The sequence below is a fragment of the Flavobacterium sp. genome (assembly GCF_031537875.1).
Classification (GTDB): Bacteria; Bacteroidota; Bacteroidia; order Flavobacteriales; family Flavobacteriaceae; genus Flavobacterium.
In genome coordinates, this window is sequence record NZ_JAVKNB010000011.1 from 19,252 (window position 1) to 44,187 (window position 24,936).

A 24,936-nucleotide genomic window follows, 5' to 3' on the forward strand; every position below is an offset into this window, starting at 1 on the left:
AAACCTCGTCATTGACGAGGTTTTATTTTTTTAGATTATAAAGTTTCTTTCAGCCATTTGAAGAATTCTTTTTGCCAAACTTGTGCGTTTTGAGGTTTCAATACCCAGTGATTTTCTTCTGGGAAATACAAAAATCTACTTTTTATACCACGAAGTTGAGCCGCCTGAAATGCTTCTTGTCCTTGTCCAATTGGCACACGAAAATCTTTTCCTCCTTGAATGATTAAGATGGGTTTGTTCCATTTTTCGACTAAAGTCATTGGGTTGAATGTGGTGTAGCTTTTTTGAGCTGCCGCATTGTCTTTTTCCCAATAAGCCCCTCCGAAATCCCAGTTGTTAAAGAAAACTTCTTCGGTAGTGCCAAACATACTTTGCGTATTGTAAACCCCATCATGAGCAATGAACGTTTTGAAACGGTTGTTGTGGATTCCAGCTAAATAGAACACAGAATAACCACCATAACTTGCTCCCACACATCCTAAACGCGCTTTGTCTACATAAGATTCTTTTGCCACGTCATCTATTGCTGAAAGGTAATCGTCCATTACTTGTCCGCCCCAATCTTTACTGATTTGCTCATTCCATTTTACACCATGTCCTTGCATTCCGCGACGATTAGGTGCTACCACAATATAGCCATTGGCTGCCATCAATTGAAAATTCCAACGGTACGAATAAAATTGTGTTAAAGCACTTTGAGGACCGCCTTGGCAATACAATAGCGTTGGGTATTTTTTTGTAGCATCAAAATTGGGAGGCAAAATGACCCAAACCAACATTTTCTTGCCATCAGTGGTGGTTACATAGCGTCTTTCCGTTTTGCTTAAGGCCAAAGTACTGTAAGTAGCCGTATTTACATTGGATAATTGAATCCAATTTTTCTTTTTTAAATTAAATGAAAAGATTTCAGCTGCATGATTCATATCGGCACGAGTTAAGAAGGCAGTATCTCCTGAAAAACCAATTATATCATTTACATCAAAATCCCCATTGGTAATTTGGCGCACCTGAATGGCTATTTTTGTTACCCCTGGGAAATTGACTTCAAAAAGTTGTTTGGTTCCGTCAACAGCAGCAATGAAGAAGATACTTTTGCCGTCTTTGCTCCATAAAAAATGATCAACACTTCCGTCCCAATTTGCCGTTAAGTTGAACTTCATTCCTTTGGAAGCCACTATAATATCGTTTTTATCGGCTTCATAACCATCGCGTTTCATTTGCAGCCAAGCTAAATTCCCAGTAGATGAAAATTGGGGTGCTGTATCGTACCCTTCATTTCCATCAGTTAAATTGATGGTTGTTCCGGCGGCCAAATCGTATTGATAAATGTTCGTATTAGTTGAAATAGCATATTGTGTTCCTGCTTTTTTCTTGCATACATACAAAATACTTTTGCTGTCTGGCGACCAAATATAATCTTCGTCACCACCAAAAGGTTTTTGAGGGCTATCGAAGTTTTCTCCTTTTAGGATGTCAATCCCCACAGCTCCATCTTTATTTTCTTTATAAAAAATATGATTGAATTTTCCTTCGTTCCAAGTGTCCCAATGACGATAATCCAAACCATTGTAGATTTGCACCTCTGATTTTTGTAGTTCTGGATAAAAGTCTTTTCCGTGAACGTTGTCAATCTTCACTTCTTCGTTATACACGATATACTTTCCGTCAGGAGAAACGTTTTTATCAGCTAATACACTTTTAGTATCTTTAATTTCGGTTGGGGTACCTCCAGAAATAGGCAAAGTGTAGATTTTTGAATTGGATTTGTTTTCCGCCACAGAAGGTGTACTTACTTTATAGACGATATTTTTACCGTCTTTAGAAATTCCTAAGGGACTAATTCTGTCCAATTTCCATAGTAATTCGGGAGTCATTACGTTTTGCGCCATGGCATTTAAACCGATTAGAGTTAAAAAAATTATTTTTTTCATAAAAATCAATGTTTTTGAGTCTATAAAAATAATTAATTCTAATGAGAAACACGATTTTAATGCGAATTTTTAGCCCAGATGGGAGCGGCATCCTTTTTCTTTTTTTGAAGAGGAGAGGTTTTGGGATAAAAAAAGAAAAAGATATAGTGGACAGCTGGAGATAGCTCCAAAAAAGTATTATTTTTATGCCAATTCAAACGGTGTTTTTTTTGAACATGGCTAGATTCTTTTTTATGGTTAAGTTAAAACATATTTTATATAAAGGGTTATTGTGGTTTTTTGGGCTATCTGTTTTTTCAGTAGTATTTTTCAAGTTTGTTCCTGTGCCGTTTACGCCTTTGATGGGGATTCGGGTTATTGAAAATAAGTTGGATAAAAAACCCATTCATTTTGAACACAATTGGGAGCCAATTGAAAATATTTCAATGAATTTGCAAAAGGCAGTTATCGCTAGCGAAGATGGGACTTTCTTGAGACATCATGGGTTTGATTTTAGTGCCATGCAAAAAGCATTTCAAAACAATTCCAATGGGAAACGAATAAAAGGAGGAAGTACGATTTCTCAGCAAACAGCTAAGAATGTGTTTTTATGGCAGGGAAGAAGTTACTTTAGAAAAGCGTTGGAAGCCTATTTTACGGTTTTAATTGAACTGATTTGGGGTAAAGAACGCATCATGGAAGTATACTTAAATAGTATTGAAATGGGGGATGGTATTTATGGAGCGCATGCTGCCACACAATATTGGTATGGAAAGGATGCTTCGAGTTTAACTAAAATGGAAGCTGCGGGAATTGCCGCTATTTTACCCAATCCTAGAAAATTCAAAGCATCTAATTCGACTGCATTTATCAATAAAAGAAAAGCTAGAATTGTTCGAGTAATGCAACATATAGGAAAGATTCAGTATTAAATTTCACTCTTTAACTTAGATAATGGACAAAAAGAAATTATATCTCATATTAATCTTAGGATTGCTTTCGGCAATAGGACCATTATCGATAGATATGTATTTGCCCGCTTTCCCAGATATTGCTAAAGGGTTGCACACATCAGTATCTTCTGTGATGTTGTCTTTGTCTTCCTTTTTTATTGGAATTTCAGTGGGACAACTTATATACGGACCATTATTGGAACGGTTTGGAAGGAAAAAACCATTGTATTTTGGCTTAGTGCTGTATGCGCTTTCCTCATTAGCATGTGCAATAGCTTTATCAGTCGATACATTAATTATTTTTAGACTTTTTCAGGCCTTAGGGGGTTGTGTAGGAATGGTGGCTGCAAGAGCGATGGTTAGAGATTTATTTGAACTTAAAGATAATGCAAAAGTATTTTCAACTTTAATGTTGGTGGTCGCAGTGTCTCCAATCATTGCGCCAACATTAGGAGGATATATTACATTATTATTTGGATGGCGTTATATTTTTGGGGCGCTCGTGGTTGTTATAGTGTTAATTATTGGGGGGATTTATTTTTTATTACCTGAAAGTAAACAGCCCGACCCTAACTTTTCTTTGAGACCTAAGGCTATTCTTAAAGGATATAGCACAGTTATTAAAAACTCTCAATTTGCTATTTATACGTTTACAAGTGCCGTAGCTTATTCCGGATTATATGCATACATCAGTGGATCTCCTTATGTTTTTATGGTTTTATTTAAAGTAAGTGAGAATTATTATTCTTGGATTTTTGCAACAATTGCTATTGGTTTAATAGGTTCAAGTCAATTTAATACTTTTATTTTGAGGTGGTTTTCTTCTGAAAAAATTATTCAATGGGCCTTACTTATACAAAACATAGTTGCTGTTGTTTTATTAGCCATTACTCTTTTAGGATGGGGTAATCTATATTCAACTATTATTTTAGTTTTTTTCTTTATGTGTTGCCAAGGATTTTTGTTTCCTAATGCTACCGCACTTTCAATGGCTCCTTTTAGTAGTAATGCAGGAAGTGCTTCGGCACTTATGGGGTTTATTCAGATGAGTATAGGTGCATTTATGTCGGCTATGGTAAGTTTTTTACAAAATGAAACTGCATTACCTATGATTGGTATTATGGCATTTTGTTCCTTATTTGCTTCGGTACTATTTTATTTTGGTCGTAAAAAAATTAAAAAACAGGCTAGTGCTACTTTGGTAAAAGAAGAAGAGATAGAGATGATTAGTACTTTATAGGATTTAAAATAATAATTTTTAAAAATAAAAAACCTCAAGGCAACTTGAGGTTTTTTATTTTTTAGTAGTCTAAAAATCAAGTGTTTATTTGTTAATTTTTATTTTAAGATACTATTTTTAAATTATTTTCATTCCAATAAAAAAACTTTTTAAATGTTTTCAGGTCTAACCTAACATAGACCAAATAAATTATTAGATATGGAACCATTGAAACATTTTGCCGACTATCTTCACAATAATATATTGTATTTCTTATACTATGTATTAGGGTTTATTTTTTTATGTCTCTTTTTAATACAGTTTTAAAAAGGCTTGAGTCGTTTATGAAAAATAGACGTATCAGAAGAATTAATTTCAATCAAATTAAAAAATCATAATCTTAAATCTTAAATTATAATCAAAATGAAAAATCATAATCTTAAATCTTAAATTATAATCAAAATGAAAAATCACAAAATTATTTTTGCTTTCGCTATTTCAGCAATGCTTTTTAGTTGTTCTAGTAATGAACCTGTTGGATCAGCAGCAACAACTGCTGCTACAGCAACTTCTTATGAAGTGGTAGCCGCAACTGCTCTACCAACTTCTGCTTCAGCTTATATAGCATCTAATTATTCAGGAGCTAGTACTACAGAAGTAAACTTAGTATCTGATGGAACATATGTAGCTTATGTCGCGAAGACGTCAGGTACAACAGCTAAGTCGACTAGTTCAACAGCAAATGCAGTGGTAACTAAATTAATTTTTTCAATTAGAGGAGCATTTCTTTCGGCTAAAGTACAAACTAATGTAGCTATTGCTGATTTACTACCTGCGATTACGACTTACATTACTACGAATTATGCGGGTGCTGTAATTAATAATGCACATGTTGAATCAGATGGAGGATTTGATGTAATGATAACTTCGGCTGATGGGAATAAAATTAAATTAAATTTTAAAGCAGATGGTACTTTTGTTGCTGCAAAAGCATTAAAAGCTAATGGAAATCATAAACATGATCACAATAATAATCACACACCAGTGGTTATAGCTGATTTATTGCCAGCCATTACTACTTATATCTCAACTAACTATTCTGGAGCAACAATTACATCAGCGCATAAAGAATCGGATGGAAGTTTTGATGTGTTTGTTACTACAGCATCAGGAGCTAAGCTAAATATTAATTTTTCTGCTACGGGTGATTTTGTTGCAGTGAGTTCAGATGATATTCATCACTCAGATAATGGAACTGTAATTGCAATTGCTGATTTATCAGCTTCAATTACAACCTATATCAGCACTAATTATGTAGGATCAACAATAGTGGGTGCAAAAAGAGAAGCAGATGGTAGCTTTGAAGTGCATATTATTACTGCAGACAGCCTAAAATTAGAATTGAAATTTGATTCAACAGGTACTTTTGTATCCTTGAGTTCAAATACTAACAATCATTTTCCCTCTAATTTATCTCCAGTAGCGATTACCAATTTAGTAACTGCTATTAAGAATTATATTACTACTAATTACGCAGGTGCTATTATTAAAGAGGCACATTTAGAATCAAATGGAACTTACGATATTGTAATTACTACTGCTGCAGGAGTTCAATTAAAATTAAATTTTAGTGCTACAGGAGCATTTTTAGGTATAAAAAATTAATTAAGAAAGTTTCCCTTTTCAATTTAAATACACATAAAGGCTATCTGTATAAGCGATAGCCTTTATGTATTAAAAAGGACAACACAAGAGTTTTTCCGAGCTTATTTGCTATTATAAAATATATTATTTTTATACCAATAAAAAAAAGTGGATGCTTTTTAAAACTAAATGAGATTATTAGGGTCTAATAGTTGAATAGCGGTTTAATATTTAAAAATTCAGTATTGGATAATCAGGTTGATTTTGTAAAAAAATTGCTTAGCAATAACCAAAGGGATGCTGCCTTTAATAAATTACTGGATCTTTATCAGGTGAAGTTGTATTGGCTTATTCGAAAGTTGGTAGGTACTCATGAGGATGCCGATGATGTATTGCAAAACACCTTCATTAGAATTTATAAAGGGTTGCCAAAGTTTTCTCAAGATAGTTCGTTATATACCTGGATGCACAGAATTGCTTATAATGAATCGCTTCGATTTATAGAACAAAATAGAAAGAAGTTTCATATTTCGATAGATGATGTGAATAGGAAATATTTGGATAATTTAATGGAAGATTCTTTTTTTGAAGGGAATGAACTTCAAGTAAAATTACACCGAATATTATCTGAATTGCCGGATAAGCATAGAGAAATATTTAATATGAAATATTATGATGATATGAAATTTAGAGAAATAGCCGAAATCACAGGGATGAAAGAAGGAAGTTTGAAAACATCCTATTATAATTCGGTAAGTATTATTCAAAGTAAAATTGAAAACATTGATATTTTGACTTTAAAAAAGGTTGATTAAATTAGGTACACAATGGAGAAAGAAATGAACAATAAAATGAAGATTAGTCAGTTACATGATCAAAAGCTAACTCAAATCCACAAAGAGGAATTGGGGTTAAATCTTCCAGAGGGTTATTTTAACCAGTCTAAAAATGAAATTTTAAGTAAAACTTCTCAGGATAAAAGTCTTACTATAAATTGGTTTTTACATAAAAATAGTATCTGGAAAGTAGCCGCTAGTATCGTTCTGATATTAGGCTTGGTTGTGTATCTTCAGTTTTCAGCTAATTCTATTTCAGGAACTGATGCGTCTTCAATAGCTTTAGTAAACAATTCGGATGAAATAAATCAATCGGTAGTGCAGTCTGATTCCAATCAGGGTAATACAAATTTAGAATCAGTTATATCTAATACAAATAAACACATTGAACATCAAAAAACGAATGCAGATAATGTAGTTCAAAATGAAAATGATATCTTAGTCAAATCATTATTTGTAGAAGAAGCCGAGGTAGACAAATACATAGAAAGTTCAATTTTAGAAGACATATAGGTTTAAAGATAATTATAGAATATAAAAAACCCCGCTAATGAAATCAATAACTACAATTTTAATCATTACCATCACTTTGTTTTTAGGTAGTACCAAGACTTTTGCTCAAGAAAAAGAACTTAAAGAGAATTTGACTGTTGAGCAGCAAAAATTATTACAAGAACAGCGCGATGTAATGAAAGCTAATAGAGAGGCTTTCAAAGCATCGTTGACTGCTGAACAATTGGCTATTTTAAAGGATGGAAGTTTGACTAGAGAACAACAACAAGCGGCTCTTGTAGCAACATTTACAGATGCTCAAAAAGCCATTTTAAATGAAAATAGAGAAAAAGCAAAAGCGCTTAAAGAAGAGTTTAAGACGACACTTACAAAAGAGCAACGCCAACAGTTACATTCTCAAAATGAGAATAAAATACGTGAAAAATTAAGCGAAATAAAAGAAAGAAGAATAAGAAAAAATTAAATTTATTTACTTATTTTGTGTTTAAGTAAGTGGTTGATTAGTTCAATTACTTACTTTTTAATTTTATGACTTAATGAAAAAATATTTCACTTTACTTCTTTGTTTCTCAGCAGTTTTTATCGCATCCTCTCAGGAGTTGTCTGATAAAGAAACGGATGATGTTATTGATGAGTTATTTCAAAATAATAAAACTTTAGATGAGGTTTTGGCTTCATTTACAAAGTATCAGTTTCTGTATCTTTCGATGAATTATAATAGTAACACCTATTTTTCAGGACGAGATATAGGCGTTCATCAATATAGCCTGAGTCCTAAAATAAGTTATCTGCATTATTCAGGATTGTCGTTAAATGTGTCTGGAATTTATTATGATAAATTTGATCCAAAATGGGATTTAACTACTGTTAATCTTGGCTACGGAAAAAGTTTGGGCAAAAACAATACGTTTAAATATTTTACTTCGTATACCAGATATTTTTACAACAATGGTCTTTCTAACTCATTTGAAAATGATATTAATCTTGGGTTTGGAATTAAGAATAAAAAGAGAACAATCGGCACACAACTATCAGGTTCTTATTTGTTTGGTAATGACAAAGCATTCCAAGTAGCATCTACCACTTATTTTGTACTTAAATTACTTAATTCGCCAAGATACAGATTGGATATTAGACCTCAATTTAGCATAATTGCTGGAGACCAAACCGTTGAGTTATCTCGGACGTATATCCAGAATGGTCGTATAGTAACAGATTATACAACTAATAAACAATTTTATTTAATCAATAAACAACTAAATTTACCGATTCAATTTAGTGCTAATTCTTTTGATTTTGAATTGGGTTACAACGTTAATTTTCCTTCTGCGATAGGAAGTGAAACTAATTTAAAAAACACTAGTTATTTTAATTTTTCGGCAGCTTATTTGTTTGATTTATAATAAAAAACCATAACTATATAATTTAAATATAATTATGGTTTTAAAAGTGGGTAATATAGACTTAAAACCGAATTAAGCAATTGGGTTTTTTAAGGTTATGTGTTCGATATAAAATAAAAAATGGCCTTAAAAATAAATTTATAATTAGTAGGACATTTATGTTTGAATTTTATATTTCATTCTGGCCTTCTTTTGTATAATTACTAACAGAAACACCAATAAATTTTTTGAAATTTTTAGAAAAAGTGAAACGGGAATTAAACAGACACTTTTCTCCCAAAGATTCTACGGTATAATTATTTAAGTAACCTTCGTTTATTAATTGTAAGGCATAACAAATCTTTACCAAATTGCCAAATTCATTAATCGAATAATAGCAATAATATTTGAATATTATGTCCAGATGACTTTTAGGTAGTTTCAATTCTTTTGCTATAGTCTTTGAGGTTAGAGTGGTAATAGATATAAATGAAGTGTTGTTTTGTAATTTTTGAATATTTAGTACTATAGTCTCAACTGTTTCAATGATAGATTGAAATAATAGCTGATCCTTGCTTTCTATTTCTTTCAAAGGTTTATCACTCCAAATTAAAATATCTTGTTGATTTTCTTTTTGAATACTTTTTATTAAATAATGTTCACCAAATATAATAGCGGGCTTTCTAAAAATATAAATTAATGCGACTAACCATAAAAGGGAAGAAAAACTATAAAATGTATTCAGATTTATTTTTGGGTCTTTGTCACTCAATAAAAAATAATTAGAGTAAACAACTAAAAAGAAAGTTATAGTAGCCATTAATATTGCCCAGCCCCTAATGGTTTTATAATTCCTCTTTTCTAGCATGTTTAATTTTTTTAATTGAAACAATTCATTTAGTAATGCCAGAATAGAAATAAAATAGGTAGAAGAAAAAATTAAATACCAATAGTAGCTGATGGTATAATCTGTAACAATAAAATCAAAGGCAACAAATAATGAAGGTAGTATAAAATGCAATGCTTCTTTCTTGAGATTGTTTTTTTTGCGAATTAGTCTTTTGAAAAATAAATAGTAAAAAGGGATAATGAAAAAAGCAAGTGTCATTTTTATTTTTAGAGGACTGAAAGTAGTATTTATAAACCCCAAGACTTCAATTGAATTCACAAAACGCTGTAATCCTGCTACAAATAAAATAATGATTAAATAACCGTTTGACTTTTGGGTTGGCTTTGAGCTACATAACATGAGTGCCACTAAAAAGAGGCACAAAAAGCCAACGAGTAAAGATACAACGTTTAAAAACATGTGTCAAATAATCAAAATGTGTTACAAATATAGGCTTTTACTAACTACATAATTTTTTTTTGTTAGTTGATGATTGATATTTGTTTTTTAAACAATGTAACTCGTCTAGAATCATGAAAAAATTTTATCTATTAGTAAGTATTGTGATAGTATTTTTCGCAAATACAAAAGCAATTGCACAAACCAATGTTACCTCATCTGGAATTTCTGTTCAGGGAATTGCTAGAGATATTAATAATGAGGCTTTAGCCAATATTGATCAATTAGATTTGAAATTTGAAGTATATTATCTAGTGGGTACATCTACCACACCAACAATCATTTCTACTGCAGTAACTACGGTCAAAACTGATAATTTTGGTGTCTTTTCTTATGTTGTGAGCATTAGCCAAGACCAATCGAATCTAATTAGCACACAATCAGCTTATTTAAGGGTAAGTTCTGGAAGCGTAGTTTTTTCAGACGAAAAACTTCAGACCGTTCCCTATGCACTGTATGCGCAGAATGGTGTGCCAACAGGTTCAATTATGCCATACATTGGCACGACAGCCCCAAACGGTTGGTTGTTATGTGATGGAACTGCTATACCGAGTGGGATTTATTATGATAGATTAAAAATTGTTGCTGGTAATAACACTCCTGATTTGCGCGCCATGTTTTTACGTGGTGTAGGCATAGGAAATGGAAAAGTAGGCCCTGATCTAAAAACAGTGCAACAAGATGATGTTAAAGCACATTCACATAATGTAGCATTAACTACCAACACTGCTGGGGCTCACTGGCACCCTCTTAACAGGAGGTCTAATTCAGATAATGGAGCTTATGATTCAAGAGATAGTAAAGTTACTGAAGAGTCAGCCGTCACCACTGATAGACAAATAATTGGACAATTTAGCACTTTGACCGCGGGTAATCATAACCACAGTGTAAATGGTAATACTGACTTAAATGGTGCAGCCACAGAAACTCGTCCAGTTAATTACGGTGTCAATTATATTATTAAAATATAATTTTTTTTCTCCTTTATAGCCGTTTTATATTCTCATAAATCCCCACAAAATGAAATACAGTATAGCGTTATTTTTTCTATTTTTTTATTGTAGTTCTACCCTTTTAGCTCAAGAAAAATCAGGTGTAAGATCGGTAATCAGTGCTACGGCTTCCAAAAAAGACAATTTAAATTTACAACTAACCAAGCCTGTAAATGGAGTAAATCGCACCTTTACTATTTCTAATGTGAGTATGCAAGTGGGATTACCCTATATGGGACTTACAAAAGGGTCTAGTACTTCTGCACCATCTACTCAAAATTACATCAAAGATTTGGGTTTCCCTTGGGGTATTCGCTATCGATATACTACTTTTTCTGAAGATGCTTTTACGGTTTCTAAAGGCTATTTCAGTGATAGAATTGAAATTAATTGGGATATTAAGAAAAATCAGGAAAAAATAATTAGCATCATAGTATATCGTACTGAAGATGTTACTAGTGCAAATCCCAACTGGGGAAGACCTTTAAAAACATTGGCAGGAGATGTGGGGACATTTTCAGACACCAATATTGAAGGCGGAAAATTATACAGATATAAACTTTTTGCAAAAGGGGTTGAAGTTGAAGGTTTAGAAATTCTGTATTCTAATTTTATTACGGGCATTGGCTATAGAAATCCAACAGGCGTTATTACGGGAAATATTTCTTTTACTGGAGGCAATCCTGTCAAAGATGTATTGATTACTGCAAATCCAACAGGGAGTACCTTGCGTTTTGGAAGTTCACTAAAAGTGCCAACAAATAGTTATATTTTAATTCCTAACCTACATAAGGGTTTGCAAGACGAAATTACATTACAAGCCTGGGTTAAGCCTGAAAGCCCTTTTGCCTCTGATGAAATGGTATTGTTTAATCTGATAAGTAGCGGTGTTGGTGGGTCATTCCCAATTAATATCAATTTTAGTGATAATTCACTTTCGCTTAATATTATACACAACAACATTAAATTAAATAATTATATACCAAGTGGTGAAATTGACAATAAAGGAGATGATATTTTAGTGCCAATAAATACAATAAATTCTGCTTTTACTCATTTTAGCTTTGTGTTAAGGAATAATCAAACCCCCGAAGTTTATATAAACGGCCGTTTGATTAACGCAGAATATGTTCTTAAAATGAACGCTATATTACATCAAAATGCGTCCACAGCCAACGTTAATGTGACGTATACAAACAATAATATACCGGTACAGGTAAATTACGAAACAGATAAGCCTACATGGAATGGTTGCAGAGTGGGAGGAAAAAAATCAGCTTACTTTGATGAGTTCCGATTATGGGATACAGCTTTAACTCCAGCTCAGATACAGCGAGATTTCCGTAGGTATTTACAAGGGAATGAGCCCTATCTAAACACCTACATTAGAGCCAATGAAAAATCAGGTGATTATGCCTACGATTTGGCTCACACAGGTTTTGATTTTCATGGTAATGATGCTAAGTTGAGCAACTCACCAGTAGCTCCTACTTGGGCCAACAATGAGGACGACATTAATAACATTCCCACTAATAGTCAATTGGGTGTTTTAGGAGTATCGGATGAGTTTGGGAATTATGTAATCTCAGCCGTTCCTTACAGTGGTAATGGAGATTCTTTTACTATAGTGCCATCCTTAGGAAAACACGAATTCAATCCAAAACAGGAATTGGCTTTTTTAGGTATAAACTCTAGTGTAGTAAATAATGTGGACTTTATTGATCAATCTTCGTTTGTATTCAAAGGAATAGCGGTATACGACAGCCGGGGTGTGTTTCCGACCACTTCAGATCCCGCCATCACTGGAGACATAAAAGAAAATGAAGCTTATAATGCCTATACGATAGGCAACCAAAAATATCAAAAAGGAGAGTATTGGGCCGATACGTATGACAATTCTACTCCCAAAAAAATCACTAGTCTGAAACGATATGCCACCATCCCTGTTCCAGGCGCCTATGTAAACATTGATAATGCTCCGGCAATTGATGCCAATAATGTGCCCATACAGACGGATATTAACGGGCGATTTACTATTGAAGTACCCATTGGGAAACATGCCATTAGCCTAACCAAAAGTAATCATACATTTGAATTTGACGGCCGATTTCCAGCCAAAACGAGTTCCACCACCAATGGAGAAACTTACTATGTTAACACCTATCAAGACTTTTTTGAAGATCGAGATGAACCCGTGACTTTTATTGACAATACTAAAGTAGTTGTAGTCGGTCGTGTGGTAGGAGGAACAATACAATCCGAAAAGCCAATAGGTTTTGGAGAGAGTGGAAAAAAAATCTATCCTTACAAAGATGCTGGAGGCATTGATAGAATAACCACGTATACTTCTACCAATAATATTGGACAAGCCAAATTAACACTGGGTTATTTGCCTGCTGGAGCAACTAGTATTACACCAGAATATAAGACCAGTTTTGGTACCAATAGTGAAACAGGAGAATATCGGGTGAAATTATTACCACTCAGTTATTTGTTGTCTAGAAATGATTTGACATTCAACAGTGGAAAAAATCCAGACAACAAGCCTCTTCTCAACGAAGACCAAACAATCAATTTTACAGCCATAAAACCCTTTCAAACCCCAACTTTTGTTCAGGGAGATAATACCATCACTGGGGTGCCTTATCAAGAGGTTTTAAAATTTACTTATTTAGCCAGTCCGATCCATTCCGTATTAAGTCAAACTGCTGATACAGAAATAAAGGCAGATGGCAAGACCTATACTATTGCATCGAGTCAGAATCCACCGATTTACAGTCAATTTGGAAATTATTCTATCCAAATTCAGGGTCAGGAACGGTATTACAATTATGATACTAGCCTTACTAATCCCATCATTACAACTGTGCCAGTAGAAGGCGGTTCCATAATTGCTACTAATAATTTAGCCTTGGAAAACAGTGAAAAAACTGAAGTTTCCTCAACAGATCCAAGTATCTTGATTTATAGTTTCAAAGGAGGAACGCCAAACACGGATGCTACTAGCGGTTATAAAAGAACTATTGATTTAAAATATAGATCGAATGGTGTCGACAACCCCTTGACGAATTATAAAACAGAAGGAATCCTCTTAGGAGGTGTTGCTGATGGCACTCAAACTTTTGTAACGGCGGGCCCAGAATTGCCTGACTTTGTATTGAGAGATCCTCCGGGATCCAACAGTTCAGCAACGATAGAAAAAGGATCGTCTTTTAGTTTTTCAAAAGAAAACACCTCGAGTGTAAATAATGGAAGTGATTTAAATGCGACCATCTCTCTTGGATTTAAACTAAGTTTAGGTGGTGGATTAGCTGGACCTGTTATGGAGACCGAAACCACTAACGATATTTCTACTGGGGTGAGTATGGCACAAACCTCTTCAAACGGGAAAAGTGTTACTAACACCTATACCTTCAATCAAACAATTGCTACAAGTGACGATCCTAGCTGGATTGGTAGCGATGCAGATTTGTACATAGGAACCTCGGCCAATCAATTTTATGGAACTTATAATGATTTAGTTGCTTCAACTACTGTGAATACCTCAACTCCAATCAGTGTCGTAACCCCAAGTGGTTCTACAATCTCTAAAGTATATCCAAAAATCAATAAGGCGATGTACTTCAATGAAGCCCCAGAAAAAACATTGTTTGTTTATTCGCAGCATAACATTTTAAATGAAATTATTCCAAAATATTTAGACATTATCAATCAAATTAATGCTGGAACATTGGTTGAAAATCATAATGGGATCCTTACCAGAAACGCCTATCAATCTTCGGTGAATCTTTGGAGAAAAATAATTTTAAACAATGAGTTGGCAAAATACCAAGCGCTTAATGGCAGAGACGCGCTAAAAACCTCCTTAAATGCCCTCGTAGAGAGTTTGAAGGACCCAGTCACCAAAACTTTCTCAGATTCCGCCAAGCAACTTAAAGATTTATTGAATGCCACTTTTTATGAAAACATTTCTTTGGACGCCGGAGTCGGTGCATTTACTAAAGAATATCAAATAGAACGGTTAAGCGCTAACTCACTCACCTATCAATTGCAACTTGACAGTTCGGTTGCTTTGGCGATTGGAGCCAGTTTCAATGATACTGGTTTTGAGATGCAAACCAGTACGAGTAGTGGATCCGGATCCGGAAATTCGTCTCAAGACACGAACAATACGACCACCAATATCAGTTATACCCTAAAAGATAATGATGCGGGTAATTTATTTAGTGTTGATGTCATCAACGCTTTTGATGGAAATGGGCCTATTTTTATAACCAAAGGAGGAGAAACCTCTTGTCCTTACGAAGGGGCGGAACTTTCCCATTTTTATAACAAGACGCATCCCAATGCTACAGGTCCTAAGGCCACTATCGTAAATCTTCCCGAGGCGCAACGGGTAGCCTTATCTGTAGCCACTATGGCTTTAGAGAAACCAGAAATAACAGCCGTAGATGCTGATGTCTCAGGGATATTTGAAGGTCGAAATGCCGAATTTGTACTTCGACTGCGCAATACGAGTACGATTAACAAAGATGCTACTTTTAGATTGGTTGCAGATCAATCGACCAACCCTGATAATGCACAAATCAACATTGAACCTAACGGAACCCTAGTGACTATTCCGGCAGGAAAAACCGTGTTGTACACCATGACACTCAAAAAAATCAAACAAGACCAGTTTAATTATCAAAATATACGGGTAGTGCTAGAATCTACTTGTGACAGAAATGCTGTTGATGACTTATTGGTATCGGCAAGCTTTGTGCCTGCCTGTTCTCCGGTTACCATAATGGATCCTCCGAACAACTGGTTGCTAAATAGGAATACGGCTTATAATGGTACTACTACAAAACCTGTAAATATTAAATTAGGGGATTATAACACTAGTTTTGCCAATTTTCAAAAGATTAATTTAGAATACCGATTAAAAGGCACCCCTAATTGGATTGGATTGAGAACTTATTATAAAACAACTGCTGATCGCGATGTTGCTTACAATGGAGGAGATAAAAATGTGGAAGTCATTGTTGGGGAACAACTAAATTATGCCTGGGATATTGCTGCATTAGGCTTGGGTAATGGAACCTACGAACTTCGTGCCCGTACGAGTTGTTTTAACCAAACGGCTTATGAGTCGGAAATTATAGAGGGATATGTAGACCTAACGGCCCCGGTAGTATTTGGCACACCCACACCAACCAATGGGATCTTAAATTTAGGGGACGATATTACATTGCGTTTCAATGAACCTATTAAAACTAATGGTACCGTAACCAAGTTTGAATTCAAAGTACAAAAAGAGCAATTGCCTTTAATTCATGAAGTTTCACTTGCTTTTAATGGGTCTAACAATACGGCTACCATCAATAAACCAGCCCTTGCAAGCGGTGATTTTAGTATCGAGTTTTGGTTGAAAAATTTAAATACAACGGGAACTTCTACTCTATTGAGCCAAAGTGGCGGTATTAAAATAGAATTGATCAATAACAAATTGAAATATACCATCGGTGGCCAAAGTGTAACGGCAACAATTGCAAGTGATAGTGCATTCAACCATTATGCGCTTTCGTATGACGCAACAAACATCCGATTGTCTATCATTGAAAATGGTGTAGATTTAAAAACTGAAGAAAATCCAATCACTACAAGACTAAATTTCACTAATGAAAATCCGATTGTGATTGGAGGGAATACCTTCAAAGGAAACCTCCACGATCTGCGATTTTGGAAAAAATACATTTCGAAAGATACGGAATATGCAAATAAGGGTTCTGTATTCAATGGAAATGAGCTCGGTCTTTTAGGATATTGGCCCATAAGCGAAGGAAACGGAATCCTTGCCAATGATTTAGCCCGATTCAAACATCTTGTCATAGCCAATGCTAATTGGGATATTTTTCCTAAAGGAACGGCCTATGCTTTTGACGGCACCAATTATTTGAATCTACCACAAGTCTCAAAAGTAATTGTTTCCAAAGAAATGAATGCTACCCTTAGCTTTTGGATGAAAACAAGTCAGACCGGTGTTGCTACACTTTTGTCTAATGGTAAAGGAGATGCTACCGATTTAATAGAAAGTAATGGCTATCGTAATAAATGGGCTATCAACCTCAATAATACGGGCGGTATTGAATTGCAAGCCGAAACAAAAGCCTATCCTTTTGGTAGTGTGAAAGTAAACGACAACAGTTGGCATCACATCGCACTGAGTTTAAGTAGAAACGGGACGCTTCGAATGTATGTGGATGGCGATGAGTTAGCTTCCTATGTTAGTGGTGATCTTGGCGGATTTTATGCCAGTCGCATATTCGTAGGTGCCCGAGGTCAAATAAATACTATTGACAGAAATTATGTAGGGTTGATGGACGAATTGTGTTTTTGGAATATGGCGCGTAGTGCGGCACAGGTAAAGGCCGACCAATACTATGAAGTAGATCCCACAAGTACCGGTTTGTTATTGTATGCGTCGTTCAATAAACCCGAAATTGATAGTGGAAATGGACCGCTATACTATTATCCTCTGAATTCAACAGATAAGACAAGTACTTACGCTTTGTTGAATGGGAAGCCGCTGGCTTTTACAGATACAACCCCTGCCATCAAATCCTTTCGCCCTACAGAATCAATTGTTGTAAATGCGGTAATAAATAGTGATAAAATTGTATTGATGCCGATTATCTCTGACTGGTCAAGTGTAGAAGGGAAAGTAGCTAATATTACCGTTTCCAATCTGAATGATATGTCCGATAATAGTCAACAATCTCCCGTGTCCTGGAGTGTCTACATCAATAAAAACCCTATGAAATGGTTTGTGGAAGGACAGGGTGAAATTGTCAATTTGATGAAACGGAACAACGAGAATTTGGCTTTTGATATTACATTAATCAATCAAGGTGGTCAAACCCAACCTTATACTGTAGATGTGCCTAATTGGTTAACGCTATCTGCAAAATCAGGAACCATCGCACCAAATACAACAGTTACACTAAAAGCTACTGTGGACAATAATCTGGCCATTGGAAATTACAATACTATTTTGTCATTGGCTACTAATTATGGTTATAACGAAAAAATTCAATTGGACTTAAGGGTTCTGGAAAAAGAGCCTCTCTTAGTATTGGATCCAACTAAGTTTACACAATCTATGAATGTAATAGGTAAAATAAAAATAGATGGAGTTTTTACAGATGATTTCTACGACAAAATAGTGGCCTTAGTCAACGGGGAAGTTCGCGGTATGACTAATGTCATTTTTGACACTGCATTAAATGAATATTTTGTTTACTTGACTATTTATAGTAATAATCTAAGTGGAGAAGATATTTCCTTTTATATTTGGGATGCTTCGGATGGAAAGTTAAAAGAGGCTTCTCTGGGAGGAAATTTATTTGTACCATTTGTTGCCGATACACTCTTAGGAACCTATAGAATTCCGGCTATTTTTACTAATACAGCAGTTACCGGCCAACAAATAAAATTGAATCAAGGATGGACCTGGACTTCATTTAATGTTACCGATGCTCGATTTGCAAATTTGAATTTGCTAACCAAAGGACTGTTGCTTAACACCTCAGATTTAGTAGAATCTAATTCGCCAGCATTATTTGATGCATACCAATACAATGCAATCAATCCAACTCAAAGCGCTTGGTCAGGAACTATTTCTGGGAATGGTGGAATTTCTAACTCAAAGATGTACAAAATTAAATTGGCTACATCCCAAAATTTAAATATAAAAGGAGTTCCCGTTGATCTAAATACATGGTCATTTAATTTGGCTCAAAATTGGAACTGGTTACCTTATGTTGTTTCTAAAAACGTATTGGTTAGCGATGCTCTAGCAAATTTAAATGCAACAGATGGCGATATCATTAAATCCCAATCTCAATTTGCTATTTATACAAACTCCATTGGATGGAAAGGATCGTTGACTTATTTAAAAGCCGGGGAAGGTTATATGTTGCGAATAAACACACCTCAAAACTTTACTTATCCCGAATATTTGAATAGATCAACGGGTAAAAAAGCAATTATTAAAGGGGCAATTCAAACGGCTTCTATCAACCTAGTTCCTGAAGAAGAACAAAGTAATATTTCAACTGATTATACGCAATTCCCTAATACAATGAATGCTGTAGTACGACTACCAGAAGGCTATCAAACACTTGCGTTTTATAATCATTTAGGTCAATTGAGAGGAAATAGTAAAACAATAAATGTTCAAGGTGTTGATTTGGCTTTCATAACTTTATACGGTGACAAATCAGAAAGGTTAACCGCCTTTATTGGGACTGACGAATCTCTTTTGGAGACATCAAAAACCATTAGTTTTCTATCGGATAGTATGTTGGGTAGTATTGCTAACCCTATTGTGATTGATAGTTTTGAAGAAAAAATAAATATATATCCAAATCCTTTTCAAAACGAGTTAAGTATTGCAATAGAAACTAAAAAAAGTGGACGAGTTACAGCAGTAATAAATAACTTACTTGGGCAGGAGTTATATAATAAAATGTTTGAAATAAATCCTGGATCCTCGGTCTTGAAAATCAATTCGAATTTACCTTCAGGGATTTATATCATACACGTTGTTACAGATAGTCAAACTGAAACACAAAAAATAATTAAAATTTAAGGTATAACTAATTCAAGTACAGCTCCTAAAAAGCAATATATTTTATTATGAAAAAAAGAGCCTTTTGTTTCCTTATTGCGATAATTCCTTTTTGTACTCTTTTCGCGCAAATGCCAAATTGGAGTGTCAATGAAAACGAATATCAGTACACGATGACTTTTGTTGCCAAACTCAATATAGATGGTAAGCAATTAAAAGGAGTAAATGATAAAGTAGGCGCATTTGTAGGTACCACATGTAGAGGAACTAGTGGTGTGACTTATATTGCGAGCCAAAATTCATATTTCGCCTATTTAACTTTGTTTTCAAATACCCAGAATGAAGAAATTTATTTCAAAATATACGATAGTGCAACAGACAAAATCACGGTTGTAACAAAAAAAGTAGTTTTTGAAGCTAATGAACACAAGGGAAATTTATTTCAGTCATATAGTATTGCAGAGCCTGCATTAAATAATAAGGCAGAGATACTCTCTTTTGGTTTTAAGGACATTACCCCAGTTACTACGTTAATTAATACAAATTCAATTGTAATTAGTGTATATGAAAATAACGTGATTACTAATTTGAATCCGATTTTTAGTTTGAGTAAAGGCGCACAGCTTTTTAAAAACAGAGTAATTCAAAATTCAGGAGCAACGCCAACTGATTTTTCTACAAAGTTAACCTACGAAGTGCTTTCTGAGGATGAATCAACCTTAACAACGTATACCGTTGAGGTGGACAAAACTGTGAGACAAACCTTGTTTTATAAAAAAGATGCAGTTTGTAATACTGAAGGGATTATAAAAGTAGTTTCAAGTCAAGAAGGAGAAAAGGTTACCATTAGTGCCAATGGTACTACTATTGGAACTAAACAAGTTACTAATGGGGAGGTAATTTTTCCTAATTTAGGAGTTAACTCATACATAGTAACAATAGGAAATGATTGGAAATTGGTAAATATTAATTTTAAAAATTAAATAGTTATGAAAATATTGGATACAATTCTAAAGTTTAGTGGTATACTTTTGCTACTGTCTCTTATGGTAGGATGTAAAGCAGATGAACTTCCTTGTAAATCAGTAACTCAAGGAGAATACGAATTAGTGAAATAAAAAATGACCTTAAAATGAATTTAAGGTCATTGGTACAACTATTGGTGATATATATATTAAATTAAACCAAGTGATTGATTTTCTGAATGTTATTGGTTATGTTTAAAATAAAAAATGACCTTAAAATTGAATCAAGTATTTATTTTTTTTAAAAATAGTATCTTTTTTTAGTTGTTAGTAAAATTATTTTCAGTAAGCCATTTTTCACAAGCTTTTGGCCAGTCTTTGTTAGTACCATCCCTGCCTAATCCAAATCCATGTCCTCCTTTTTCATAAATATGCATTTCAGCCGGAACGTTGTATTGTAATAAATTAAGATAATAATTAATTGAATTGGCAACAGGAACCACTTTGTCATCAGAAGCATGGACAAGAAATGTTTTGGGAGTATCTGCGTTGACTTGTTTTTCATTGGAATATTTTTCAATTAAATTTCGACCGGCATTTTCTCCTAAAAGGCTGTTCTTTGATCCACTGTGAGTGATACCATTTTCCATCGAAATAACAGGATAGATTAAAATAGAAAAATCAGGACGCGAACTTATTGTGTCAGCATCATATACTTTTTCTTGATAATGTGTTGATAATGTAGATGCTAAATGCCCTCCTGCAGAAAAACCTAAAACGCCTATTTTAGTTGGATCAATATTCCATTCTTTAGCATTGCGTCTGATTATTCGAATGGCTTCTTGGGCATCTTGTAAAGGCGCTATAGTCTTGTCTTTCATTATAAGGTCACTTGGCAGACGGTATTTTAGCACAAAGGCTGTTATTCCAAGAGAATTTAACCATTCAGCCACTTTTTGCCCCTCCTTATACATAGCTAAATGCGAATACCCGCCTCCTGGAAATATAATAACCGCACTTCCATTTGCCAGTTCTTTTTTAGAAAGATAAATTGATAAGTTAGGATTTGTTACTTGGCTAGTGCTTTGCATTTGTCCCTCTTTCATCACTTCTTTTTCGGTATAATCCACAGCATTAATCGAGTTAGGAATAGATTTAGGCCAGATGGGAATTGAATTTATTTGTCCGTTACTAGAAAATGCTAATAGGTTAATGATTACAATAAAAGCGTATTTGTTTATTAAATAAGGAATTGTTTTCATGGTTAGTTTTATTAAAGAGTTTTTTATTAAAAAACTTGCTATTTAATTTTTTAGATATATATTTGTGTAATCGATTACATTAAAAACTAAAAATAGTATATTTGTACCAATCAATAACAAATATTCTTACGAAAATAGTTAAAATATAATTGATTAGTTTAACTAACCAAAAAACCAAATAATGAATACAGCTAAAAAACCTATCGGAAATTTTCGTTGGACTATTTGTGGCTTACTTTTTTTTGCTACTACTATTAATTATTTAGACAGACAAGTGCTTTCTTTAACTTGGAGTGATTTTATTGCTCCAGAGTTTCATTGGACTAACAATGATTACGGAAATATAACAGCTTTATTTTCTATTTTTTATGCTGTTTCGTTACTATTTGCGGGTAGATTAGTAGATGTATTAGATACTAAAAAAGGGTTTCTATGGGCTATTGGAGTTTGGTCTGTTGGCGCTTGTTTACATGCATTTGCAGGAATTGTTACTTCGGGGATATTGACAGGAAATTGGCTAGTAGGTTTTGAGGGTGCTAAAAATGCTATTGCAACAGTAAACGATACAGGAATGATTATTTCTACTAGTGTCACCTTATTTATTTTAGCGCGTTTTGTTTTGGCTGTGGGAGAAGCAGGAAATTTTCCAGCAGCAATTAAAACTACAGCAGAATATTTCCCAAAAAAAGATAGAGCATTTTCAACCAGTATTTTTAATTCAGGAGCAACGGTGGGAGCCTTGGCGGCACCAATTACCATTCCATTTATTGCAAAAGCTTTTGGTTGGGAAATGTCGTTTATTATTATTGGAGCTTTAGGTTTTGTTTGGATGGGATTTTGGGTCTTTTTATACGACAAACCTGAGAATCATACCAAAGTAAGTCCTGAAGAACTGGCTTATATTCAACAAGATGTAATTGCAGATAGCAAATTAGTGGGTTATGTGGCCGAAACAGCTACTAAAGTAAGTTTAAAGGATTGTTTTAGATACAAACAAACTTGGGCATTTGCCTTTGGAAAATTTATGACAGACGGTGTGTGGTGGTTCTTTTTATTTTGGACACCAGCTTATTTAAGTTCTGTATATGATATGGATGCAACAGAAGCGGCTTTGCCTTTATTTGTGTTATATATGATTACTTTACTTTCAATTATTGGTGGATGGTTGCCGACTTATTTTGTAGAAAAGAAAGGAATGAATCCATATGATGGAAGAATGAAAGCGATGCTGATTTTTGCTTTTTTTCCTTTACTAGCTTTAGTGGCTCAACCCTTAGGACATTATACGTATTGGTTGCCGGTAATCATTATTGGTATTGCAGGAGCCGCTCATCAATCTTGGTCTGCTAATATTTTCACAACCGTTGGAGATATGTTTCCTAAAAAAGCTATTGCTACTGTAACAGGAATAGGTGGATTAGCTGGTGGACTAGGATCAACATTAATTAATAAAGGATCGGGAGTTTTGTTTGACCACGCTAAAGACACCAATATGTCTTTCATAGGTTTTGAAGGTATTGAGGCTGGGTATTTCATTATATTTTCAATCTGTGCAGTTTGTTATTTGATAGGCTGGACGGTGATGAAAGCATTGGTGCCAAAATACAGCCCAATCACTGATTTGTAAATCAAACCTAAAGATTTTAGATTACCAAAATAAATAAATAAGAATGACAAATTTTGAATTCAGATACGCATCTCATCCAAAAGATGCTAATACATATACTACTAGCGAATTAAGAGAACATTTCTTAATTGAAACACTGTTCGTAGAAAACCAGATACAACTTATCTATTCTATGTATGATAGATATATTGTAGGAGGAATAATGCCTGTTGATAGACGATTAAAATTGGAAACAATTCCCTATTTGAAGTCGGAAAATTTTCTTGACCGAAGAGAGCTTGGGATTATCAATGTTGGCGGTAGCGGAAAAGTAACCGTGGATGGTGTGGATTATTTTTTAGAGAAAAAAGAGGCTTTGTATGTAGGACAAGGATGTAAAGAAGTCCTCTTTTCTGCTACGAATGGGGAACAACCTTTGTTTTACATCAATTCGGCTCCAGCACATCACAAATTTCCAACTAAGAAAGTCACCAAAGAAAATGCCGAGATTGTGCATTTAGGAGAAGAAAAGTTTGCCAACAAACGTGTCATCAATAAATTGATTGTGAATAGTGTGGTAGAAACCTGTCAATTGCAAATGGGATTGACCGAGTTATTGCCAGGAAATATTTGGAACACTATGCCCTCACATACGCACAATCGACGAATGGAAGCCTACTTTTATTTTGATTTAGAAGCAGGACAAACTATCAGTCATTTTATGGGAGAGCCTCAAAACACACGTCATATTTTCATGCAAAATAATCAAGCAGTATTGTCTCCAGAATGGTCAATTCACTCAGGAGCAGGAACGGCAAATTATTCTTTTATTTGGGGAATGGCAGGAGAGAATTTAGATTATGGCGATATGGATATTGTGGCACCAAACGAATTACGATAAGCGATGAATTTATTTGATTTAACAGGCAAAAGAGCCTTGATTACTGGAGGAACTCATGGTTTGGGTATGGCAATGGCCGAAGGATTGGCGCAAGCCGGTGCTGAATTAGTGATTACTGGAACTACACCTTCTAAAATGGAAGAGGCTTTGAACTATTATAAAAGCAAAGGATATAAGGCTGCAGGTTATTTATTTGATGTAACCAATGAAAAAGCAGCGGCTTTGAATATCGAATTGATTGCCAAAGAATTAGGAGATATTCATATTCTAGTAAATAATGCAGGGATTATCAAAAGAGAATTGGCTACCACCATGTCGGTTGCTGATTTTAGACAAGTAATCGATGTCGATTTAGTTGGACCTTTTATTATGTCGCAATTAGTTGTCAAACAAATGATTGAAAGACAAGAAGGGAAAATAATCAACATTTGCTCGATGATGAGTGAATTGGGTAGAAATAGTGTTTCGGCTTATGCTGCTGCCAAAGGAGGACTGAAAATGTTGACCCGAAATCTAGCGACTGAATGGGCCAAACACAACATTCAAGTCAACGGAATTGGACCAGGCTATTTTGCCACTTCTCAAACCGAACCGATTCGTGTAGACGGACATCCTTTTAATGAATTTATCATCAATAGAACTCCTGCAGCACGTTGGGGGAACCCAGAAGATTTGGCTGGTGCAGCAGTGTTTTTAGCTTCCAAAGCGAGTGACTTTGTAAACGGACAAATTGTTTATGTAGATGGTGGAATTTTAGCGACCATTGGTAAACCTTCAAACGAAAATTAATT

The 24,936-nt window shown here is 34.4% G+C and carries 16 protein-coding genes; 13 read left to right on the plus strand and 3 right to left on the minus strand.

The features are described from left to right. Nucleotides 1-35: 35 nt before the first annotated feature. Nucleotides 36-1,931: a S9 family peptidase gene (locus tag RMR09_RS07380; protein WP_310595159.1), complete on the minus strand. Its 1,896-nt coding sequence runs from the start codon at nucleotides 1,929-1,931 to the stop codon at nucleotides 36-38. 215 nt (nucleotides 1,932-2,146) lie between these two features. Between RMR09_RS07380 and mtgA the strand changes: the two genes are divergently transcribed. The 7 genes from mtgA to RMR09_RS07415 all read left to right on the plus strand — a co-directional run bounded on the left by mtgA (nucleotide 2,147) and on the right by RMR09_RS07415 (nucleotide 8,478). Then, nucleotides 2,147-2,842, plus strand: coding sequence for a monofunctional biosynthetic peptidoglycan transglycosylase (mtgA, locus tag RMR09_RS07385; RefSeq protein WP_310595472.1), 696 nt, complete (start codon nucleotides 2,147-2,149; stop codon nucleotides 2,840-2,842). A gap of 22 nt (nucleotides 2,843-2,864) precedes the next feature. Then, nucleotides 2,865-4,103, plus strand: a complete 1,239-nt coding sequence (locus RMR09_RS07390; protein ID WP_310595160.1) for a multidrug effflux MFS transporter — start codon at nucleotides 2,865-2,867, stop codon at nucleotides 4,101-4,103. Between the two features lie 441 nt (nucleotides 4,104-4,544). After that, on the plus strand, nucleotides 4,545-5,747 hold the full coding sequence (locus tag RMR09_RS07395) for a PepSY-like domain-containing protein (RefSeq protein ID WP_310595161.1): 1,203 nt from the start codon (nucleotides 4,545-4,547) through the stop codon (nucleotides 5,745-5,747). A gap of 254 nt (nucleotides 5,748-6,001) precedes the next feature. Next, complete coding sequence (locus RMR09_RS07400) at nucleotides 6,002-6,541, plus strand: RNA polymerase sigma factor (RefSeq protein WP_310595473.1); 540 nt, start codon at nucleotides 6,002-6,004, stop codon at nucleotides 6,539-6,541. A gap of 12 nt (nucleotides 6,542-6,553) precedes the next feature. Next, nucleotides 6,554-7,075, plus strand: coding sequence for a hypothetical protein (locus RMR09_RS07405; protein WP_310595162.1), 522 nt, complete (start codon nucleotides 6,554-6,556; stop codon nucleotides 7,073-7,075). 37 nt (nucleotides 7,076-7,112) lie between these two features. Continuing rightward, nucleotides 7,113-7,538, plus strand: coding sequence for a hypothetical protein (locus tag RMR09_RS07410; protein ID WP_310595163.1), 426 nt, complete (start codon nucleotides 7,113-7,115; stop codon nucleotides 7,536-7,538). 73 nt (nucleotides 7,539-7,611) lie between these two features. Then, the gene (locus RMR09_RS07415; RefSeq protein ID WP_310595164.1) at nucleotides 7,612-8,478 is read left to right on the plus strand and encodes a hypothetical protein; all 867 of its coding nucleotides are present in this window, start codon (nucleotides 7,612-7,614) and stop codon (nucleotides 8,476-8,478) included. 169 nt (nucleotides 8,479-8,647) lie between these two features. On the opposite strand, the gene RMR09_RS07420 is transcribed toward RMR09_RS07415, so the two are convergent. Continuing rightward, nucleotides 8,648-9,766: a hypothetical protein gene (locus RMR09_RS07420; protein ID WP_310595165.1), complete on the minus strand. Its 1,119-nt coding sequence runs from the start codon at nucleotides 9,764-9,766 to the stop codon at nucleotides 8,648-8,650. Between the two features lie 113 nt (nucleotides 9,767-9,879). On the opposite strand from RMR09_RS07420, the gene RMR09_RS07425 reads away from it, so the two are divergent. From RMR09_RS07425 to RMR09_RS07435, 3 genes are read left to right on the plus strand one after another with little or no spacing between them, the layout of a single operon-like run. Continuing rightward, entirely contained in the window at nucleotides 9,880-10,776 is an 897-nt protein-coding gene (locus tag RMR09_RS07425; protein WP_310595166.1) for a tail fiber protein, read from the plus strand. Between the two features lie 49 nt (nucleotides 10,777-10,825). Next, nucleotides 10,826-19,432, plus strand: coding sequence for a LamG-like jellyroll fold domain-containing protein (locus RMR09_RS07430; RefSeq protein ID WP_310595167.1), 8,607 nt, complete (start codon nucleotides 10,826-10,828; stop codon nucleotides 19,430-19,432). A 47-nt stretch (nucleotides 19,433-19,479) separates the two neighbouring features. Next, nucleotides 19,480-20,394, plus strand: coding sequence for a hypothetical protein (locus RMR09_RS07435; RefSeq protein WP_310595168.1), 915 nt, complete (start codon nucleotides 19,480-19,482; stop codon nucleotides 20,392-20,394). A 302-nt stretch (nucleotides 20,395-20,696) separates the two neighbouring features. On the opposite strand, the gene RMR09_RS07440 is transcribed toward RMR09_RS07435, so the two are convergent. Beyond that, entirely contained in the window at nucleotides 20,697-21,638 is a 942-nt protein-coding gene (locus RMR09_RS07440) for an alpha/beta hydrolase (RefSeq protein WP_310595169.1), read from the minus strand. A 181-nt stretch (nucleotides 21,639-21,819) separates the two neighbouring features. On the opposite strand from RMR09_RS07440, the gene RMR09_RS07445 reads away from it, so the two are divergent. The 3 genes from RMR09_RS07445 to RMR09_RS07455 are packed head-to-tail and all read left to right on the plus strand — an operon-like array spanning nucleotide 21,820 to nucleotide 24,934. Beyond that, nucleotides 21,820-23,265, plus strand: coding sequence for an MFS transporter (locus RMR09_RS07445; protein WP_310595170.1), 1,446 nt, complete (start codon nucleotides 21,820-21,822; stop codon nucleotides 23,263-23,265). 43 nt (nucleotides 23,266-23,308) lie between these two features. Beyond that, on the plus strand, nucleotides 23,309-24,145 hold the full coding sequence (gene kduI, locus RMR09_RS07450; protein WP_310595171.1) for a 5-dehydro-4-deoxy-D-glucuronate isomerase: 837 nt from the start codon (nucleotides 23,309-23,311) through the stop codon (nucleotides 24,143-24,145). 3 nt (nucleotides 24,146-24,148) lie between these two features. Then, the gene (locus RMR09_RS07455) at nucleotides 24,149-24,934 is read left to right on the plus strand and encodes a gluconate 5-dehydrogenase (RefSeq protein WP_310595172.1); all 786 of its coding nucleotides are present in this window, start codon (nucleotides 24,149-24,151) and stop codon (nucleotides 24,932-24,934) included. Nucleotides 24,935-24,936 lie beyond the last annotated feature (2 nt).

Excerpts from the sequence above, each read along its gene's own strand:
- RMR09_RS07390 (WP_310595160.1), top strand. The coding sequence starts at position 2,865 with ATGGACAAAAAGAAATTATATCTCATATTAATCTTAGGATTGCTTTCG.
- RMR09_RS07395 (WP_310595161.1), top strand. The coding sequence starts at position 4,545 with ATGAAAAATCACAAAATTATTTTTGCTTTCGCTATTTCAGCAATGCTT.
- RMR09_RS07425 (WP_310595166.1), top strand. The coding sequence starts at position 9,880 with ATGAAAAAATTTTATCTATTAGTAAGTATTGTGATAGTATTTTTCGCA.
- RMR09_RS07410 (WP_310595163.1), top strand. The coding sequence starts at position 7,113 with ATGAAATCAATAACTACAATTTTAATCATTACCATCACTTTGTTTTTA.
- RMR09_RS07435 (WP_310595168.1), top strand. The coding sequence starts at position 19,480 with ATGAAAAAAAGAGCCTTTTGTTTCCTTATTGCGATAATTCCTTTTTGT.
- RMR09_RS07440 (WP_310595169.1), bottom strand. The coding sequence starts at position 21,638 with ATGAAAACAATTCCTTATTTAATAAACAAATACGCTTTTATTGTAATC.
- RMR09_RS07415 (WP_310595164.1), top strand. The coding sequence starts at position 7,612 with ATGAAAAAATATTTCACTTTACTTCTTTGTTTCTCAGCAGTTTTTATC.
- mtgA (WP_310595472.1), top strand. The coding sequence starts at position 2,147 with ATGGCTAGATTCTTTTTTATGGTTAAGTTAAAACATATTTTATATAAA.
- RMR09_RS07380 (WP_310595159.1), bottom strand. The coding sequence starts at position 1,931 with ATGAAAAAAATAATTTTTTTAACTCTAATCGGTTTAAATGCCATGGCG.
- RMR09_RS07430 (WP_310595167.1), top strand. The coding sequence starts at position 10,826 with ATGAAATACAGTATAGCGTTATTTTTTCTATTTTTTTATTGTAGTTCT.
- kduI (WP_310595171.1), top strand. The coding sequence starts at position 23,309 with ATGACAAATTTTGAATTCAGATACGCATCTCATCCAAAAGATGCTAAT.
- RMR09_RS07420 (WP_310595165.1), bottom strand. The coding sequence starts at position 9,766 with ATGTTTTTAAACGTTGTATCTTTACTCGTTGGCTTTTTGTGCCTCTTT.
- RMR09_RS07455 (WP_310595172.1), top strand. The coding sequence starts at position 24,149 with ATGAATTTATTTGATTTAACAGGCAAAAGAGCCTTGATTACTGGAGGA.
- RMR09_RS07445 (WP_310595170.1), top strand. The coding sequence starts at position 21,820 with ATGAATACAGCTAAAAAACCTATCGGAAATTTTCGTTGGACTATTTGT.
- RMR09_RS07405 (WP_310595162.1), top strand. The coding sequence starts at position 6,554 with ATGGAGAAAGAAATGAACAATAAAATGAAGATTAGTCAGTTACATGAT.